General features: G+C 74.7%; 15 protein-coding genes. 9 read left to right on the top strand and 6 right to left on the bottom strand.

The genetic code is table 11. The features are described 5' to 3' along the window. Positions 1-131: 131 nt before the first annotated feature. Both AB0K92_RS14125 and AB0K92_RS14130 read left to right on the top strand, forming a co-directional pair. Positions 132-1,316 carry an aminotransferase class I/II-fold pyridoxal phosphate-dependent enzyme gene (locus AB0K92_RS14125; RefSeq protein WP_365922545.1) on the top strand — a complete coding sequence of 395 codons (1,185 nt, stop codon included), beginning with the start codon at positions 132-134 and terminating at the stop codon, positions 1,314-1,316. Beyond that, complete coding sequence (locus AB0K92_RS14130) at positions 1,313-2,371, top strand: MBL fold metallo-hydrolase (RefSeq protein ID WP_365922547.1); 1,059 nt, start codon at positions 1,313-1,315, stop codon at positions 2,369-2,371. Before AB0K92_RS14125 ends, AB0K92_RS14130 begins: the two co-directional genes overlap by 4 nt. A 242-nt stretch (positions 2,372-2,613) precedes the next feature. On the opposite strand, the gene AB0K92_RS14135 is transcribed toward AB0K92_RS14130, so the two are convergent. Next, complete coding sequence (locus tag AB0K92_RS14135; protein ID WP_365922549.1) at positions 2,614-3,240, bottom strand: VTT domain-containing protein; 627 nt, start codon at positions 3,238-3,240, stop codon at positions 2,614-2,616. Further along, a complete protein-coding gene (locus tag AB0K92_RS14140) occupies positions 3,237-4,010 on the bottom strand; it encodes an MBL fold metallo-hydrolase (RefSeq protein WP_365922551.1) in 774 nt (257 codons plus the stop codon). The genes AB0K92_RS14135 and AB0K92_RS14140 overlap by 4 nt, the downstream gene beginning before the upstream one ends. Before the next feature lie 83 nt (positions 4,011-4,093). On the opposite strand from AB0K92_RS14140, the gene AB0K92_RS14145 reads away from it, so the two are divergent. The 6 genes from AB0K92_RS14145 to AB0K92_RS14170 all read left to right on the top strand — a co-directional run bounded on the left by AB0K92_RS14145 (position 4,094) and on the right by AB0K92_RS14170 (position 11,225). Further along, positions 4,094-4,510, top strand: coding sequence for a hypothetical protein (locus tag AB0K92_RS14145; RefSeq protein WP_365922553.1), 417 nt, complete (start codon positions 4,094-4,096; stop codon positions 4,508-4,510). Between the two features lie 189 nt (positions 4,511-4,699). Beyond that, positions 4,700-6,931, top strand: coding sequence for a phage holin family protein (locus AB0K92_RS14150; protein WP_365922555.1), 2,232 nt, complete (start codon positions 4,700-4,702; stop codon positions 6,929-6,931). An 83-nt stretch (positions 6,932-7,014) separates the two neighbouring features. After that, the gene (locus AB0K92_RS14155; protein WP_365922557.1) at positions 7,015-8,397 is read left to right on the top strand and encodes an amino acid permease; all 1,383 of its coding nucleotides are present in this window, start codon (positions 7,015-7,017) and stop codon (positions 8,395-8,397) included. 107 nt (positions 8,398-8,504) lie between these two features. Further along, positions 8,505-8,933, top strand: a complete 429-nt coding sequence (locus AB0K92_RS14160; RefSeq protein ID WP_166003181.1) for an OsmC family protein — start codon at positions 8,505-8,507, stop codon at positions 8,931-8,933. A 127-nt stretch (positions 8,934-9,060) separates the two neighbouring features. Further along, positions 9,061-10,446 carry a hypothetical protein gene (locus tag AB0K92_RS14165; RefSeq protein ID WP_365922559.1) on the top strand — a complete coding sequence of 462 codons (1,386 nt, stop codon included), beginning with the start codon at positions 9,061-9,063 and terminating at the stop codon, positions 10,444-10,446. A gap of 5 nt (positions 10,447-10,451) precedes the next feature. Then, positions 10,452-11,225 carry a glycerophosphodiester phosphodiesterase family protein gene (locus AB0K92_RS14170; protein WP_365922561.1) on the top strand — a complete coding sequence of 258 codons (774 nt, stop codon included), beginning with the start codon at positions 10,452-10,454 and terminating at the stop codon, positions 11,223-11,225. An 18-nt stretch (positions 11,226-11,243) separates the two neighbouring features. On the opposite strand, the gene helR is transcribed toward AB0K92_RS14170, so the two are convergent. The 3 genes from helR to AB0K92_RS14185 form a co-directional block, all read right to left on the bottom strand. Next, entirely contained in the window at positions 11,244-13,418 is a 2,175-nt protein-coding gene (gene helR, locus AB0K92_RS14175; protein WP_365922563.1) for an RNA polymerase recycling motor ATPase HelR, read from the bottom strand. 356 nt (positions 13,419-13,774) lie between these two features. Beyond that, entirely contained in the window at positions 13,775-14,596 is an 822-nt protein-coding gene (locus AB0K92_RS14180; RefSeq protein WP_365922565.1) for an SAM-dependent methyltransferase, read from the bottom strand. Next, the gene (locus tag AB0K92_RS14185) at positions 14,583-15,446 is read right to left on the bottom strand and encodes a helix-turn-helix transcriptional regulator (protein WP_365922567.1); all 864 of its coding nucleotides are present in this window, start codon (positions 15,444-15,446) and stop codon (positions 14,583-14,585) included. The genes AB0K92_RS14180 and AB0K92_RS14185 overlap by 14 nt, the downstream gene beginning before the upstream one ends. A 252-nt stretch (positions 15,447-15,698) precedes the next feature. Here AB0K92_RS14185 and AB0K92_RS14190 point away from each other — a divergent pair, with 252 nt between their 5' ends. Next, a complete protein-coding gene (locus AB0K92_RS14190; protein WP_365922569.1) occupies positions 15,699-16,124 on the top strand; it encodes a hypothetical protein in 426 nt (141 codons plus the stop codon). On the opposite strand, the gene AB0K92_RS14195 is transcribed toward AB0K92_RS14190, so the two are convergent. Beyond that, positions 16,106-16,936: a helix-turn-helix transcriptional regulator gene (locus tag AB0K92_RS14195; RefSeq protein ID WP_365922571.1), complete on the bottom strand. Its 831-nt coding sequence runs from the start codon at positions 16,934-16,936 to the stop codon at positions 16,106-16,108. The genes AB0K92_RS14190 and AB0K92_RS14195 overlap by 19 nt on opposite strands. Between the last annotated feature and the right edge of the window lie 26 nt (positions 16,937-16,962).

Genomic DNA, 16,962 nt, shown 5'->3' on the forward strand with positions numbered 1-16,962 from the left:
GAACGGCCGGCGGGACAGGCAACGGGACCGCGACCCGACCCGGCGCCCACCGAAGCGCGCAGGACCCCGCGCGGCGGCCGGCCCCCGAGGACCACGGCCCCGTCCGCTACGGCCCGCCCGCACCCGACGACGTGCTGCCCGTCCTGCCCGAGCTGGCCGCCGTGCTCGCCGCGGCGGCCGACCGCGGCGGCGCGGAACCGGTCGGCGGTGGCCCCACCCTCCTGGAGGCCGGGTGCGGCTACTGGGCGCGCCGGGGGCTCGCCACCGCGCCCGAGCACACGGTGGCCGCGCCGGGCGCGCCCGCCGTGCTGCTCGCGCTGACCGCCGCGCTCGGCGGCGACGTGCTGGTGCCCCGCCCCTGCGCGGCCGGGTGGGCGCCGTACGCGCGCCTGCTCGGGCGGCCCGTCTTCCATGTCGCCACCCCCGCCGAGTGCGGCGGCGTACCCGATCCGTACGCCCTGCTGGAGACCGTGCGGCGGGTGCGCGCCGAGGGCGGCGACCCCCGGCTCCTGGTGCTGTCGGTCGCCGACGATCCGACGGCTACGGTCGTGCCGCCGGAGGTGATGCACGAGGCCGTCGAGGCCGCTGCGGGGGAGGGGCTGCACCTGGTCAGTGACGAGACCTGGCGCGACACCCTGCACGACCCGCACGACACCGTGCTGTTCAGCCCCGCCGAGATGCTGCCCGAGCAGGTCACCGTCGTCACCGACCTGGCCGGCGCACTGCTGCCGTCCGGCTGGCCGGCCGCGCTCGCCCGGTTCCCCGCCGGGGCCGTCGGAGACGGCCTCCGCGCGCGCGTGCTCGACGTGCTCACCGCGCTCGGCGCGCGGATCGCCGGGCCGGTCGCCGCCGCGGCGGCCTACGCCCTCGCCGAACCGGAACCGGTCACCGCGCGGACCGCGGCCGCCGTACGCCTGCACGCGCGCGTGGCCGGGGAGATGCACCGCGCGATCGTCGCCGCGGGCGCGCTCGCGCTGCCGCCGCGCGCGGGCCGCCACCTGTACGCCGACCTCGGGCCGCTGAAGGCCGGTCTCGCCGCGCACGGCGTGACCGACGCCCAGGAACTCGAGGACTTCCTCTCCGCGCGGCTCGGTATGCCCGCGCCCGGCGGGCACCGCTTCGGCGACGACCTGGGCGCGCTGCGGGTCCGGCTGTCCACCGGCGCCCTGCTGGGCGGCTCGGACGCCGAGCGCCTGCGGGCCCTGCGTTCCGCCACGCCGACGGAACTGCCACACGTGCGACGGTCGTTGATCACTCTGAGGTCGGTCCTCGACGGCCTCCGTGACGACGCTCAGCGATGGGAGCATCCTCGATGACGCAGCAGTCCGAGTCGACCACGAGCCCGACGGCCCGGGAGAGCGCCGACCCGGCCGCTGCCGCGGCACCCCTCGCCCCACCCTTCCCACCGCTCGCCGAACCGCGCCCGCTCGGGGAGCGCAGAGTCTGGCCGCGCGCCTTCCACGACCGGCTGACCGCCCCGCTGCCCGGCATCAAGGCGCTCGCCCGCTTCGCCCGCGAAGGCGCCGTACGGCCCGGCAAGGAGGGCCTGACCGACATCCCCCGGCTGCCGTACGAGCCCGCACCGCTGCCCCGCGTGGACGCCCGCACCCTCGCCGTCACCTGGGCGGGCCACGCCAGCTGGGTCCTGCGGATCGGCGGGCTCACGGTGCTCACCGACCCGGTCTGGTCCCGGCGCATCATCGGCACCCCCACGCGGATCACCCCCGTCGGCGTGGATTGGGAGGCGCTGCCCCGCGTGGACGCCGTCGTCATCAGCCACAACCACTACGACCACCTGGACGCCCCGACGCTGCGCCGGCTCCCGCGCGAGACCCCGGTGTTCGTCCCGGCCGGCCTCGGCCGCTGGTTCCGCCGCCGCAGGTTCACCACCGTCACCGAGCTGGACTGGTGGGAGGCGTCCGAACTGGGCGGCGTGCGCTTCGACTTCGTGCCCGCCCACCACTGGTCCAAGCGGACCCTGACCGACACCTGCCGCTCCCTGTGGGGCGGCTGGGTGCTCACCGCGCCCGACGGCAAGCGGGTCTACTTCGCGGGCGACACCGGCTACGGCCACTGGTTCTCCCGCATCGGCCGCCGCTACCCCGGCATCGACCTCGCCCTGCTCCCCATCGGCGCCTACGACCCCCGCTGGTGGCTCAGCGACGTCCACTGCGACCCCGAGGAGGCCGTCCGCGCCGCCCAGGACCTCGGCGCCGCCCGGATGGCCCCCATGCACTGGGCGACCTTCGTCCTGTCCGCCGAACCGGTCCTCGAACCCCTGACCCGCGTCCGCGCGGCCTGGGAGCAGGCGGGCCGGGACCGCGCGGACCTGTGGGACCTGCCGGTGGGCGGCTCGCGGCTGCTGGAGTAGCCCGCCCTGGCAAGCCGCAACCAGCAAGCCGCAAGCCGCGAGCCGGAGACAGGAGGCAGGAGATAGGAGGCAGGAAGCCGGAGGCGGGAGTCCGGAAGCAGGAAGCCGGAGGCGGGAGGCGGGAGTCCGGAAGCAGGAAGCCGGAAGCCGGACAGGAAGCCGCAGGCGAGGTAGCCGGAAGCCGGAAGCCGGACAGGAAGCCGGAGGCAGGAAACAGGCAGCGTCCGCGCGGCCGCACGCGCTCAGGCCGCCCCCGGCCTCCGCAACCGCCTCCACACGCCGGGGGCCACGCTGATCAGCAGGGTCAGGACGACCGCAGCCACCACGCCCTCCCAGGGCTCGGGGAAGAGGGAGCCGCCGAGGATGCCGATGAGCTGGTAGGTCACCGCCCAGGCCAGGCACGCCGGGAGGTTGCCGCGGGCGAAGCGGCGCAGCGGCCACTCGGCGACCAGGCAGGCCAGCATCACCGGCAGCCGGCCGGCCGGCACCAGCCGGGACAGCACGAGCACGGCCACCCCGTGCGCGGCCAGCTTCTCCTGGGCCTGCGCCAGCCGGTCCTCCGGCGCGCGCGCCCGGATCGCGCCGAGCCAGCGCGAGCCGTTGCGTGACCGCATCCCGCGCCGTCCCAGCCAGTACAGCGCGATGTCCCCGCAGAACGCGGCCAGCGCGGCGGTCACGAACACCAGCGCCAGCGCGAACGGCGCGGTCTGATGGAACGCCACCACCGCCGCGCCGCTGACCAGCGCCCCCGTCGGCACCACCGGCACCAGCGCCCCGACCAGCACCAGCAGGAACAGCGTGGGATAGCCGATCGCCTGCTGGGTGGTCTCGGGCGGCACCGTCGCCGGCGCGGCCGCCAGCCAGTTCACCGCGCGACCTCCGGACGGACGCTCTCCCCGTGCCCCAGCCGGTGCACCACCACCCCGGGTGCCCACCGGGCAGCCAGCCGGACGAACTCGTCGCCGGGCGCGTGGAACTCGTGCGGGCGCACCGCGTCCATGCCGATCGGCCAGTACGTGCCGTAGTGCACCGGCACCGCGCTGCGCGGCGCCAGCCGGGCCAGCGCCTGCGCCGCCCGCCCCGCGTCCAGGTGGCCCTCGCCGAGAAACGGCCCCCAGCCGCCGACCGGCAGCAGTGCCACGTCGACCGGCCCGACCTCCTCGGCCATCGAGTCGAACAGTCCGGTGTCCCCGGCGAAGTAGGTGCGCGCCTCGCCCTCGACGACGTACCCCAGCGCGGGGGAGCGGTGCCGGCCGAGCGGCAGCCGCCGTCCGTCGTGCAGCGCCGGGACGGCCCGGATCTCGAGATCACCCACCGTCACCCGGTCGCCCGGCGCCACTTCCGTCACGCGCAGCCGCGTGAGCCGGCGCAGACCGGGCACCGCACGGGGTGCGCCCCGGGGCACGAGCAGGCGCGTGCCCGGCGCGAGCCGCGCGAGCGAGGGCACATGCAGATGGTCGGCGTGCAGATGCGACACCACGGCGACGTCCGCGCGCCACGCGCCGGGCGGTGGCGGCGCCCCGCACCGGCGCCTGAGGTGCGCCAGCCGGCGTGCGAACAGAGGGTCGGTCAGCACGCGCACGTCCGAATCCTCGACCGTGCAGGTGGCGTGACCCCACCAGGTGATCTCCACCGGCACCCCTTTGCCTCCTTCACGCGACTCCCCGAAGCCTACGGGCAGGAGTAGGGTCGGCGGCGAAACCCTGAGGTGAGGGGGACGCCATGGGAGAAGCACGCCCCGGGCCGGTCCGCGTCACGGCGATCGCCAGTCTGACGCCGTTGCGGGAGCTGGAGATCGACCCCTTCCTGGTGGACTCCCGCGGCCAGCACGCGATGTGCGCCCGCTGGGCCGCCGAGCACGGGTACGTCGTCACCCGCGAGCTCCTGGTGCACAGACTGCGCCCCGACCACTGCCTGCTGTGGGACGGGGTGCGGCCCGGCCGCGACGTGTTCGTCGCCCCCAGCCGCCGCGTCCTGGAGTCCGCCCTCGCCGACGTCGAGGAGTTCACCGCCGAGTGCGCCCGGCGCGGGGTGCGCGTCGAGACGGTGGGCCGGGCGGAGCCCTTCTACGACGCCCAGATGAAGGCCCGCGTCCACCGCAGACTCTCCATGCCGACGGCGGGCTACGACGGGCGGTAGCCGCGGACCCGCGGCACCGGCCGGACGACCAGCCGCCTCGACGCACCGTGCCCGGCACCCAGACGACGTGACGGCGTGCGGCCGACCGGCACGAGCGGGGCGCCGCGCGAACCCGGCCGTGGCGGGCGGTATGACACGCTGGGGACGGGCCCGCGCCGACCGCGGGCCGGGACGTGAGGTGTACGGGGAGTGCGTGCGGGGCGTTGGCGGCGGGTGGCGAGCCAAGTCGGGCGGAGCGTCGCCGTCTGGGCGGTCAGTACGGTCACCATGCTGGCGCTCGCCGGGATCCTGCCGGACTTCCGGCTGCGGTCGGCGGACGGCGACAGCGCCACCGACATCGCCGTGACCGCCGCGTTCGGCGCGGGCGCCTTCGGCCTGCTGTCGGCGCTCGTGTGGCCGCTGCTCGTACGGCTGCTGCTGCTGGTGCCCGCGCTGGTCCTCGGGCTGCTGGTGTTCGCCCTCAACGGGGCGCTGCTGCTGCTCGCGCTGCGGCTGAACCCGGGGGAGCGGGGCGCCGCCGATCCGGAGACCGCGGTGGTGGTGGCCGCCGTGATGTCCGCCGTCGCCTCCGCCACGGGCGCCGCGCTCGCGGTGCGCGACGACGACGCCTACCGGCGCCGGCTGTACCGCCTCGCCGACCGCCGCCGCCGCGAGCTGCCACCCGGACCCGCCACCCCCGGCACCCTCTTCCTGCAACTCGACGGCGTCGGCCACGACGTGCTCGTCGACGCCGTCGGCAAGGGCCTGATGCCGACCGTCGCCCGCTGGCTCGGCACCGGCACCGATACGGGGACCGGCACGGGCACCACCGGCACCCGCGACGTGCCGCACACCGCCCGCCCCGCCGCCCGTCCCACCCACCGCCTCACCCCCTGGCGCACCGACTGGTCCAGCCAGACCGGCGCCAGCCAGCTCGGCATCCTGCACGGCAGCACCTTCGACGTGCCCGCCTTCCGCTGGTACGAGAAGGACACCCAGGAGGTGATGGTCAGCAACCGCCCCACCAGCGCCGCCGAACTCCAGCGCCGCGCAGTCCGGCGCACCGGCGACGGCGGGCTGCTCACCGTGGACGGCGCGAGCCGCGGCAACCTCTTCGGCGGCGGCGCCGACGAGCAGGCCCTGGTGCTGTCCATCGCCACCCGGCGCCGCAGCCGCGAGAACCGATCCCGGGCCGGCTACTTCGCGTACTTCTCCGACCCGGCCAACGCCGTACGCACCGCCCTCTCCTTCGTCGCCGAGGTCGGCCGCGAGATCGGCCAGTCCACCCGCTCCCGGCTGCGCAAGGAGCGCCCGCGCGTCTCGCGCGGCGGTCTCTACCCGTTCATCCGGGCCTTCGCCACCGTCGTCGAGCGGGACGTCGTCGTCGCCGCCGTCATGGGCGACCTGCTCGCCGGACGCACCGCGATCTACGCCGACCTGGTCGCCTACGACGAGGTCGCCCACCACTCGGGGCCGTTCAGCCGGGACGCCGAGCGGGTGCTGCAGCGCCTCGACCGGGCGCTCGCGCTGATCGAGAAGGTCACCGAGCACGCTCCGCGCCCGTACCGGATCGTCGTCCTCTCCGACCACGGCCAGAGCCCCGGCGAGACCTTCCGCGCCCGCTACGGCCTCACCCTCGGCGACCTGGTGCGGGCCGGCTGCGGCCTGCCCGTGCCGCGCCGGGCCGAGCGCACGCACAGCGGCGCCGAGGCGCGCGCCGCGGTCCGGGCCGCGCTGCGCATCCCGGTCGAGGAGGGCGCCGACGAACGCCGCCCGGCCCGCCGCTCCGAGCCGGTCGTGCTGGCCTCCGGCAACCTCGGCCTGGTCTCCTTCCCGGACGTGCCGCACCGGATGAGCAAGGAGGAGATCGACGAACGCCACCCGGCGCTGCTGCCGACCCTCGCCAACCACCCCGGCATCGGCTTCCTGCTGGTGCGCAGCGAGGAGCACGGCGGGGTGGTGCTCGGCGCGCACGGCGTGGAGGTCCCGGTGGACCGGCTCGACGACGACCACCCCGGCCCGCTCGCCCCGTTCGGTCCGGGCGCCGCGGCGGCGGTCCGCCGCACCCACTCCTTCCCGCACGCCGCCGACATCATGATCAACTCGGCCTGTGACCCGGCCGACGGCGAGGTCCTCGCCTTCGAGGAGCAGATCGGCTCCCACGGCGGCCTCGGCGGCGCCCAGAACACGGCGTTCCTGCTGTCCCCGCTCGCCCTGTCCGCGCCCGCCCCGGACGGCACCGCGATCACCGGCGCCGAGCACGTCCACCGGGTGCTGCGCCGCTGGCTGCGGGAGGCGGACGGCCCCCAGGTGCCGGTGGACCGCAGGACGGAAGGGCAGATTCCGGAAGGTTCGGCGCCGGTGGACGATTCCCGGTCCGAAGCCCCCGACGACGCACCTTTTGCGGTGCCGGACCCCACCGTGCAGGACAAAACCGCGTGATTTGGAACCTCTCGAACCGGTGACCGAACATGACGGTCGTCCGGCGATCCCGGGCACCGGCACGACGAGAGGCGCACCACCCCATGCACGACACCGGGACCGTCCAGGCTCCGGCCCCGCAGGCTGCCGCACCCGAGGCCGCCGCGGCCCCCGACAAGCACACCCGGCGCTTCGGGCTCCCCGTCGCCACCGCCCTGGTCATGGGCAACATCATCGGCGGCGGCATCTTCCTGCTCCCGGCCGCCGTGGCCCCCTTCGGCACCGTCAGCCTGGCCGCCTTCGCCGTCCTGACCGCCGGCGCCATCGCCCTGGCCCTGGTCTTCGGCCGGCTCGCCCGGCGCGACCCGCGCACCGGCGGCCCGTACGTCTACGCCCGCGAGGCCTTCGGCGACTTCGCCGGCTTCCTCGCCGCCTGGGCGTACTGGATCACCACCTGGGTCTCCAACGCGGCGCTCGCCGTGGCCGCCGTCGGCTACCTCGACGTGCTGATCCCGGTGAACGACCACAAGTGGACCGCGTGCCTGGCCGCGCTCGTCATCCAGTGGCTGCCCGCCCTGGCCAACTTCGCCGGCTCCCGCTACGTCGGTGCCGTCCAGCTCGTCTCCACCGTGCTGAAGTTCGCGCCGCTGCTGCTCGTCGCGGTCGGCGGACTGTTCTTCTTCGACGCCGGCAACCTCGGCCCGTTCAACGCGAGCGGCGACAGCGCGCTCGGCGCGCTCTCCGCGTCCGCCGCGATCCTGCTCTTCTCCTACCTGGGCGTGGAGTCGGCCGCGGTCAGCGCCGGAGAGGTCCGCGACCCGCGCCGCAACGTCGGCCGCGCCACCGTCATCGGCACCCTCGGCGCCGCCCTCGTCTACCTGCTCGGCACCCTCTCCGTCTTCGGCACCGTCGCCCACGACGAGCTCGTCGGCTCCACGGCACCCTTCTCGGACGCGGTGAACGCCATGTTCGGCGGCTCCTGGGGCGGCTGGGCCGTCGCGCTCGCCGCACTGGTGTCGATGACCGGCTGCCTCAACGGCTGGACCCTGCTCAGCGCCCAGACCCCGTACGCGGCCGCCCGCGACGGCCTGTTCCCCGCCGTGTTCACCCGCAAGCGGCGCGGCGTGCCCACGGTCGGCGTCGGCGTCACCGTCGTCCTGGCCTCCCTGCTGACCGTGTACAACTACACGGCGGGCTCCGCGCGGGTCTTCGAGATCCTGGTCCTGGTCACCACGTTCACCGCGACCGTGCCGTACCTGCTGGCGACCGCCGCGCAGATCTTCCACCTGGTCCGCGGCGAGCACGAGAAGGTGAACCGGGCCCGCCTGGTGCGCGACGCGGTGCTCGCCGCGCTCGCCTTCGGCTTCTCCCTGTGGCTGGTCGCGGGCGCCGGATACGCGGCCGTCTACCAGGGCGTGCTGTTCCTCTTCGCCGGCGTGCCCGTCTACGCCTGGCTGGCGGCCCGCCGGCAGCGCGCCGCCGCCTGAGCGCGACGCCGGTGGCCGGTCTTCCTCGTGCGGTGCGCCGGAGTGTGATCGGATGGTGTCCGTCAACCCGGATCCGTCCGAACCGGGACCGTACGAAAGGAATGAACGTGGCCACCACGCGCTCCGCACACACTGTCTGGGAAGGCAACCTGCTCGAGGGCAACGGGGTCGTCACCTTCGACTCCTCCGGCGCGATCAACGAGCAGCCGGTGACCTGGGCCGCCCGCACCCAGGAGCCGGGCGGCAAGACCAGCCCGGAGGAGCTGATCGCCGCCGCCCACTCCAGCTGCTTCTCCATGGCGTTCTCGCACGCCCTCGCCCAGGCCGGCACCCCGCCGACCAAGCTCGTCACCTCCGCCGACGTCACCTTCCAGCCGGGTGAGGGCATCACCGGCATCCACCTCACCGTCGAGGGCACGGTCCCCGGCCTGGACAACGAGGCGTTCGTCGCCGAGGCCGAGAAGGCCAAGGTCAACTGCCCGGTCAGCCAGGCCCTGAAGGCCGTCCCGATCACGCTGACGGCGAAGCTCGCCTGACCGCGCCCGCCCCGGCTCCACGCCGACCCGGGCCGCCCCTCTCCCGGCGAGGGGCGGCCCGCGCGGTTCACCGGGACGGGGCGGGGGGTATCAACGCCCTGCGCCGAATGGGGAGGGGATCTTTTCGATGGCGGCGGGAACGTCCGGCGGTGGGGGACCATCCAGCGGTACGGCGGTGCTCGACTCCGCCACCCGCGAATACACCCGCATCCTCATGCTGTTCAGCCTGGCGGGCCGCATCCGCCCGCGCGACGGCGAACTGGGCCCCCTCGTCGACCGCTTCGACTTCGGCCGCTTCGCCCCGCACCTGGTGTCCGGCGCCGCGTTACTGCCCGTGCCGGTGCTCACCCAGCGCCTGGAACCGGGCGAGCTGGCCCTGCCCGCCGGCGACCACGGACTCGCCCTGGACACCGCCGGCATCCTCGTCGTCACCACCCCGCGCGGCGACGCCACCCTGCTCCTGGACTGCGAGTTCGCCGGGCACACCCCGGCCGGCGCCATCGCCGCCTGGCTCGCCGACACCTGCTTCGACCGCGGGGACATCACCCTCGGCGGCCGTCCGCTGCTCGACGTGCTCACCGACCGGCTGGGCCTGGACACCCCCCTCGCCTACGGGCAGAACGTCCACCAACTCGTCTTCCCCGGCGGCCGGTTGCTCGCCGACCTGATCACCGCCGCCGCCGAGGGCGGCCCCGGCCTGTTCGGCCCGCTCAACGAGATCGTCTACCGCGGCAAGATGGCGAACGGCCCCAGCCTGCCGCCCAACCTGAAGAACCAGGGCGCGACGGTCTCCGCGCACGGCCGCGGCGTCTCCGTCCAGGCCGGCTGGGCCCCGCACGTGGAGAACGGCCTCGCCCTGGTCGCCACCGGCATGATCTCCGCGCTCGCCGTGCTGCAGCGCACCCGGCTGGCCGCGTTCACGATGATGCGCGCCAACGAGCAGGCCGCCGCCGACTCCCCGCAGAACATCCGCGCCCTGATCTCCCGGCTCTCCGCCGGCGTCAACGAACTCCAGCTCGACCTCGCCTTCGGCGTGGAGGCCTACGTCGACAGCCTGCTGATCCCGGAGATGCTGATGGAGGGCTTCCAGTCCTCCCTGCGGGACACCCTCGGCATCCGCGACAGCCTGGACAACTCGGCCCGCATGGTGGAGCGCCTCACCTCCGTCATCAACGCCCGCTCCGCCGCCCTCGACGCCGCCCTCGCCGAACGCGACGAGGCCCGCGACCGCACCATCTCCGGCCTGGTCGCCGCCGCCACCCTGATCGCCCTGCCGCCGACCCTGCTGCTCGCGTTCTTCGGGGTGAACGGCACCGACGTCGACGAGCACCGCTCCATCCTCGACCTCGGCCGGTACGGCGTGGCCTATCTGCTGGCCTGGCTGCCCTTCATCATCCTGGTGCTGATCGGCTATCTGCTGCTGAGACGGGCCGGCCGCTCCGGAGAGCTGCTCACCCCGCCCGACGACGGACCCCCGCCCCTCCCCGCACCACGCACCACCTCCGGGAGCTGACCGCCATGACCCGACGCCCCGCCGTCTCCGCCCACCGCGGCGGATCCGAGACCTTCGGCCCCGCCACCTGGCAGGCGTACGAGGACGCGCTGCGCACCGGTGCCGAGTACGCCGAGTTCGACATCCGCCGCACCGCCGACGGCGTCCTCGTCGTCTACCACGACCCCCGCGTCCGGCACACCGGCCCGCTGCTCACCGAGCTGACCCACGCCGAGCTGAACGAACGCGCCGGCTACCCGGTGCCCGTGGTCGACGAGGTGATGGAGCTGATCGCCGGGAAGCTGATCGGGCACCTCGACCTGAAGGAGACGGGCTACGAGAACGACGTGATCGACCGGGCGATCGCCCTGCTCGGCGAGGACGGCTTCGTCGCCACCACCCTGGAGGACCGTTCCGTCGCCGCGATCACCCGCGCCTACCCCGGCGTGCGGACCGCGCTGTCCCTGGGCCGGGACCGCAAGGAGATCGGCGCGGCCCGGTTCACCGCGACCCGGCTCAGCGAACTGTTCCCGATGCGCCGAATCCGCGCGTGCGGCGCGCACGGCGTCGCCGTCCACCAGCGGCTCGCCCGCGCGAACGTGCTGCGGGAGGCCGCCCGCAACGGCCTGTTCACCATGGTGTGGACCGTCAACGACGACATGGCCCTGCGCGGCTTCCTCGCCGACCCGCGCGTGGACGTGCTGATCACCGACCGGCCCCGCCGCGCCCTGGAACTGCGCGGCGAGCCCCCGGAGGCGGACGGGCAGGGCACCCCCGCCGCCGAGTCGTCCCGGCCGTGACGCGTCACCGGGAGCCGGTCAGCCGGTCAGGACGACGAGCCGCCCCGTCGCGCGCGTCATCGCCACATAGCGGTCGACCGCCCCGGTGACACCCGCGCCGAAGGCCTCCGGTTCGACCAGCACCACCAGGTCGAACTCCAGCCCCTTCGACAGCTGAGGGGTCAGCGACCGCACGCGGGGCCGCTCCCGGAACGCGGGAGCGCCGATGACACAGGCGGTGCCCTCGGCGTGCTCCGCCAGCCACGTGGCGACGACCGCCTCCAGCTCGGCGACGGACCCGTGGACGACGGGGACACCACTGCCGCGCACCGACACCGGCACGTTCGCGTCCGGGAGCGCGGCCCGGATCACCCGCTCGGCCTCCGTCATCACCTCCCGCGGCGTGCGGTAGTTGATGCCGAGCGAGGCCGTCTCGATCCGGTCGAACCCGACCCGTTCGAGCCGCTCACGCCACGACTCGGTGAACCCGTGCCGGGCCTGGGCGCGGTCCCCGACGACGGTGAAGCTCCTGGACGGACAGCGCGCCAGCAGCATCTGCCACTCCGCGTCGGTCAGTTCCTGCGCCTCGTCCACGACGACGTGCGCGAACGGCCCGGACAGCGGGTCGCGCGCGGCGGCGGGCAGCTCCGACTCGTCGACCAGGCTGAGCCGGGCGTCCTCACCCCGCAACATGGTCACCAGGCCCTCCCCGTCGTCACCGTCGGCGCCGGACGCGGACGCGGCCTCGATCAGGTTGTCCACGACCTGCGTCATCCGTTCCCGCTGGGCGGCCAGGGCGGCCTCCTCCCGGCGCCGGTGCCGGGCCGCCGCCGGGTCCCCGAGCCGCTGCCGCGCCGCGTCCAGCAGCGGCAGGTCGGACACCGTCCAGGCGTGCGGCTCGGCGCGTTGCAGCCTGCGCACCTCCTCGCGGCCGAGCCAGGGAGCGCACAGCCGCAGATAGGCGGGGACCGACCACAGGTCGCCGACCAGGTCGGCCGCCTCGATCAGCGGCCACGCCCCGTGCAGGGCGGCGACCAGCTCCCGGTCGCGCAGCAGCGCGGCGCGGAACACGCCGGGCTCCACGTCGGCGCCGAGCCTGTCCAGCAGGATCGCGGCCAGCTCGTCCCAGATCTGCTCGCGAGCCTCGTTGTGCGGGGTGCCGGGCGCGGGCGCGTCGAACGCGTCCGCCCAGTCGTCCGCGCTCACCCGGACCTCGCCCCAGTCGGTGGTGACGGTCATCGCCTCGCCGGGCGGCTCCTCGTAGAACCGGACGGCCTTCTCGATCGCCCGCACCATGTCCGCGGACGCCTTCAGCCGGGCCACCTCCGGATCGCTCTCCACCCCCGCCGTGGCGCCCTCGGCGACGAGGTCGCGCAGCGTGCAGGTCCGCACGCCCTCCTCGCCGAGGCTGGGCAGCACGTCGGCGACGTACGCCAGATAGGGCTGGTGCGGGCCGACGAACAGGACCCCGCCGCGGCGGTGTCCGAGGCGCGGGTCGGAGTACAGCAGGTAGGCGGAGCGGTGCAGGGCGACGACGGTCTTGCCCGTGCCCGGCCCGCCGTCGACCACCAGCGCCCCACGGGAGCCCGCCCGGATGACGGCGTCCTGGTCGGCCTGGATGGTGGCGAGCACGTCCCGCATCCGGGCCGAGCGACTGGCGCCGAGGGAGGCGATGAACGCGGACTGGTCGTCGAGCGCGGCGTGCCCCTCCAGCCCGTCGGCGGCGAACACCTCGTCCCAGTAGTCGCTGACCCGGCCGCCGGTCCAGCGGTACCGGCGGCGGCTGACCAGGCCCATCGGGTCGGCGTGGGTCGCCGCGAAGAACGGCTCGGCGGCGGGGGAACGCCAGTCGACCAGCAGCCGGCGCCCGGCCGGGTCGGTGAGGCCGAGCCGCCCGATGTAGACCGGCTCGGGGTCGTCCGCGCGGACGATGTGCCCGAGGCACAGGTCCAGTCCGAACCGGCGCAGGGCGCGCAGGCGGCCCGTCAGCCGGTGGATCTCCACGTCCCGGTCCAGCGCCTGCCGGCCCAGCCCGCCGGGCGACCGGCGCACCTCGTCGAGACGGCCGGACACTTCGGCGATCGCCTGCTCCAGGGCCGCCGCGACGGCCGCGAAATGCCGCTCGTCGCGGGCGATCAGCGCGGGGTCGGCCTTCGCGGCCAGACGCTCGGGAAGGTCGAACGCGCTCGAGGACGTCGACAAAGAGGTACGCATTTCGTGAAGCTCCCATTCCCGCAGGTTCCGGCCGAGGCCAGCGATTGTGCGGGACGGAGGGGGCCTTGCGGCAAGCCCCCGGGTGCGCTATAGGTTGAGAGTGGCAAGGGGTGGGGGTCGTCGTTTGCCTTGCCCCTCACGACTCTCTCCTCACCTCTCTCCGGTGGACACCGTCGGCAGAAAGCTCGGCAGCTCCTCACCGCTGAACTCCAGCCCCTGCGCGCGGTAGACGTCTCCGAGACGCACCAGCGGCATCCCGCGCCGCCCCGCCCTCCGGACGGACGACGCGGCTCCGCGGGCACCCCGCACTGGGCGGGCAGGGGACGCGCCCGCCCGCGGGGGCCGTACCGGTGACGTCAGGGCTTGCGGGCCACCCCCGCGTACACCGGCACGATGCCCTCCGCCTGCGCCGCCACGTCCTCCGCCTCCGGACGCCAGCCGTGCACCGGGATCAGCCCCGGACCCAGCAGCTCCAGACCGTCGAAGAACCGCGCGAACTCGGCCAGCGAGCGGGGGTGGAAGGGCGTGCCGGTGCGGCGGAAGTTCTCGGCTGCCTTCCCGATCGCCTCCGGGTTCAGATCCGGGGTGACCTGCGACAGGATCAGGTAACTGCCCGGCGCGAGCGCGTCGACGTACCGCGCGACCAGCCCGTACACGTCGTCGCCGGACGGGTCGGCGTCCAGGTAGTGGGTGAGCGCCACCAGCGACAGCGCCACCGGCCTGGTCAGGTCCAGGGTCTCGGCGGCCCGCTCCAGCAGGGCGTCCACGTCCCGCACGTCGGCGTGCACATACGCGGTGCGGCCCTCGGGCGAGCCGTACAGCAGCGCCTCGGCGTGCCGCAGCACGATCGGGTCGTTGTCCGCGTACACCACCCGGCTCTCCGGGGCGGTCGCCTGCGCCACCTGGTGCAGGTTCGGCTCGGTGGGGATGCCCGTGCCGATGTCCAGGAACTGGCGGATCCCCGCCTCCGCGACCGTGCGCACCGCGCGGTGCATGAACCGCCGGTTGGCGCGCGCCCCGCGCACCACCGTGCCGTCCACGGCGAGGATCCGGCGGGCCAGCTCCTCGTCCACCGGGTAGTTGTCCTTGCCGCCCAGCCACCAGTCGTACACCCGCGCCGGATGCGGCCGGCCGGTGTCGATGCGGGCGTTTCGCTCGTCCTGCTCAGTAATCCCCACGGCACTCCTGAAGGATCTTCTTCGTACGCCGCGCCGACGCGGCGTGCGCGGTCATGTGGTCCAGCACCTCCAGGTGCGCCGAGACCTCCGCACGGGAGTCCAGATACAGCGCGCCCGTCAGATACTCGGTGAACACCATGTCCGGCAGCTCCGGCTCGGCGAACCGGAACAGCGCGAACGGCGCGTACGTCCCCGGATGCGGGCCGGCGGTGAACTCCGCGACCTGGAGGGTGATCCGGTCGCTCTCGACGGCCTCCAGCAGCCGGTCCAGCTGGCCGCGCATCACCTCGGGCCGGGTGGACACCGGGCGCCGCAGCGCCGTCTCGTCCATGATCACCCACAGGTGGGGCGGGTTCGGGCGGCGCAGCAGCTCCTGGCGGGCCATCCGCAGCGACACGTGCCGCTCCAGCGACGGCCGGTCCGTCTGCCCGATCGTCCCCGCCTCCAGCACGGCCCGCGCGTACTCCTCGGTCTGCAGCAGGCCGGGCACGAAGTGCGGCTCGTAGGAGCGGATCAGCCGGGCCGCCCCCTCCAGGGACACGAACAGGCTGAACCAGTCCGGCAGCACATCGTGGAACCGCTGCCACCAGCCCGGCTGGTTGGCCTCCTCGGCCAGGGTGACGAACGCGGCGGCGTCGTCCTCCGGCACCCCGTACGCGTCGAGCAGCAGCTGCACGTACGGGATCTTCAGCGCGACCTCGGCGGTCTCCATCCGGCGCACCGTCGCCGGGGCCACCCGCAGCACCCGCGCGGCGTCCTCGCGGCTCAGTCCGGCCGCCTCCCGCAGCTCCTGCAACCGTTTGCCGAGCACCACCTGGCCCACGGTGGGCGCCGGCCGCCGCTCACTCACGCCACGCCTCCCCTACGCGCCGGAAGTCCGCCAGCAGTGTGTCATGTTCCCGGCGCACTCTCACGGGTTCGGCGTGCGGTGCCCGGCATCCGGGACAGGCGGCCACTGCCCCCCACCGCCCCCTTACCTCGCGGGTAATCGACCGGGACCACGCCCCGCGGGATGGTTGGCGTACCGGGTGAACGGGGCGGCGCACTCCGCCCCGTTCACCCGGGTCCCCGCACCGACGACCTCGCCGGAGGATGATCCGCCATGTCCGCCACCCAGCTCGCCGCCCTCGCCCGCACCTCCGACCCGCGCACCATGCTCCGGCGCTTCCTCGCCCTCGACGCGGTCGTTACCGGCGCCAACGGCGTCGCCTACCTCGCCGCCTCCGGCCCGCTCGGCGACCTGTTCGACGTCGACGCGACCCTGCTGCTGATCCTCGGCGCGTTCCTCGCCGCGTTCGCCGCCGGGGTTGGCCTGCTGGCCGCCCGCCCGCACCCCGCGGCCCTGCCCGTGCGCCTGGTCGTGGAGGCCAACCTCGCCTGGGCGGCGCTCAGTCTGCTCGCCCTCGCGCTGTGGCTGACCCCGAGTACCGCCGGCGCGGGGTGGACGGTGCTCCAGGCGCTCACCGTCGCCGGATTCGCCGGCCTCCAGCACATGTCGCTGAAGGCCCGTCAGGACATCAGCTCCTGAAGGTGCTTCGCCGTTGCCGGGTCGGCCGGGAGGAACGTCTCGATGGCCAGCTCGGCGACGGTCACGTCCATCGGCGTGTTGAACGTGGAGATCGACGAGATGAACGACAGGATCCGGCCCTCGTACTCGACCTGCATCGGCAGCGCGAAGTACGGGACCGGCTCCTCCGGTTCGGCGTCCGGCGCGGTCCGCGGCACCGGGTACGCCGCCACCTCCTCGTACAGGGCGCGCAGCGGCGCCGAGCGGTGCAGCGCGATCTGCCGCTCCATCTGCGCCAGCAGATGCCCCCGCCACTCGCGCAGATTGCGGATCCGCGGCGCCAGCCCCCGCGGGTGCAGCGTCAGCCGCATCGCGTTCAGCGGCGGCACCAGCAGCTCCTCGGGCACTCCCTCCAGCAGCATGGCGATGCCCCGGTTCGCGGCCACCACGTCGTACCTCGCGTCCACCACCAGCGCCGGATACGGCTCGTAGCCGCGGATCAGCCGCTCCATGCCCGCCCGCAGCGCGCCCATCGACGGATCGTCCAGCGGGGTCTCCGGATAGCGCGGGGCGTAACCGGCCGCCAGCAGCAGCGCGTTGCGCTCCCGCACCGGCACCTCCAGATGCTCCGCCAGCCGCAGCACCATCTCCTCGCTCGGCCGGGAGCGGCCCGTCTCGACGAAGCTGATGTGCCGGGCGGACGAGCCGGCGCGCAGCGCCAGCTCCAGCTGACTGATCCGCCGCCGCTCCCGCCAGGCCCGCAGCAGCGGGCCGACGCCCTGCTCGGCGGGGGCGGCGACCGGCGCGGACGGTCCGGGCGTGACAATGCTCATGCGTACGACCGTAGTCGAGGAGGCAC

Origin of the sequence: Streptomyces sp. NPDC052687 (assembly GCF_040678395.1) — a bacterium.
Lineage (GTDB): Bacteria > Actinomycetota > Actinomycetes > Streptomycetales > Streptomycetaceae > Streptomyces.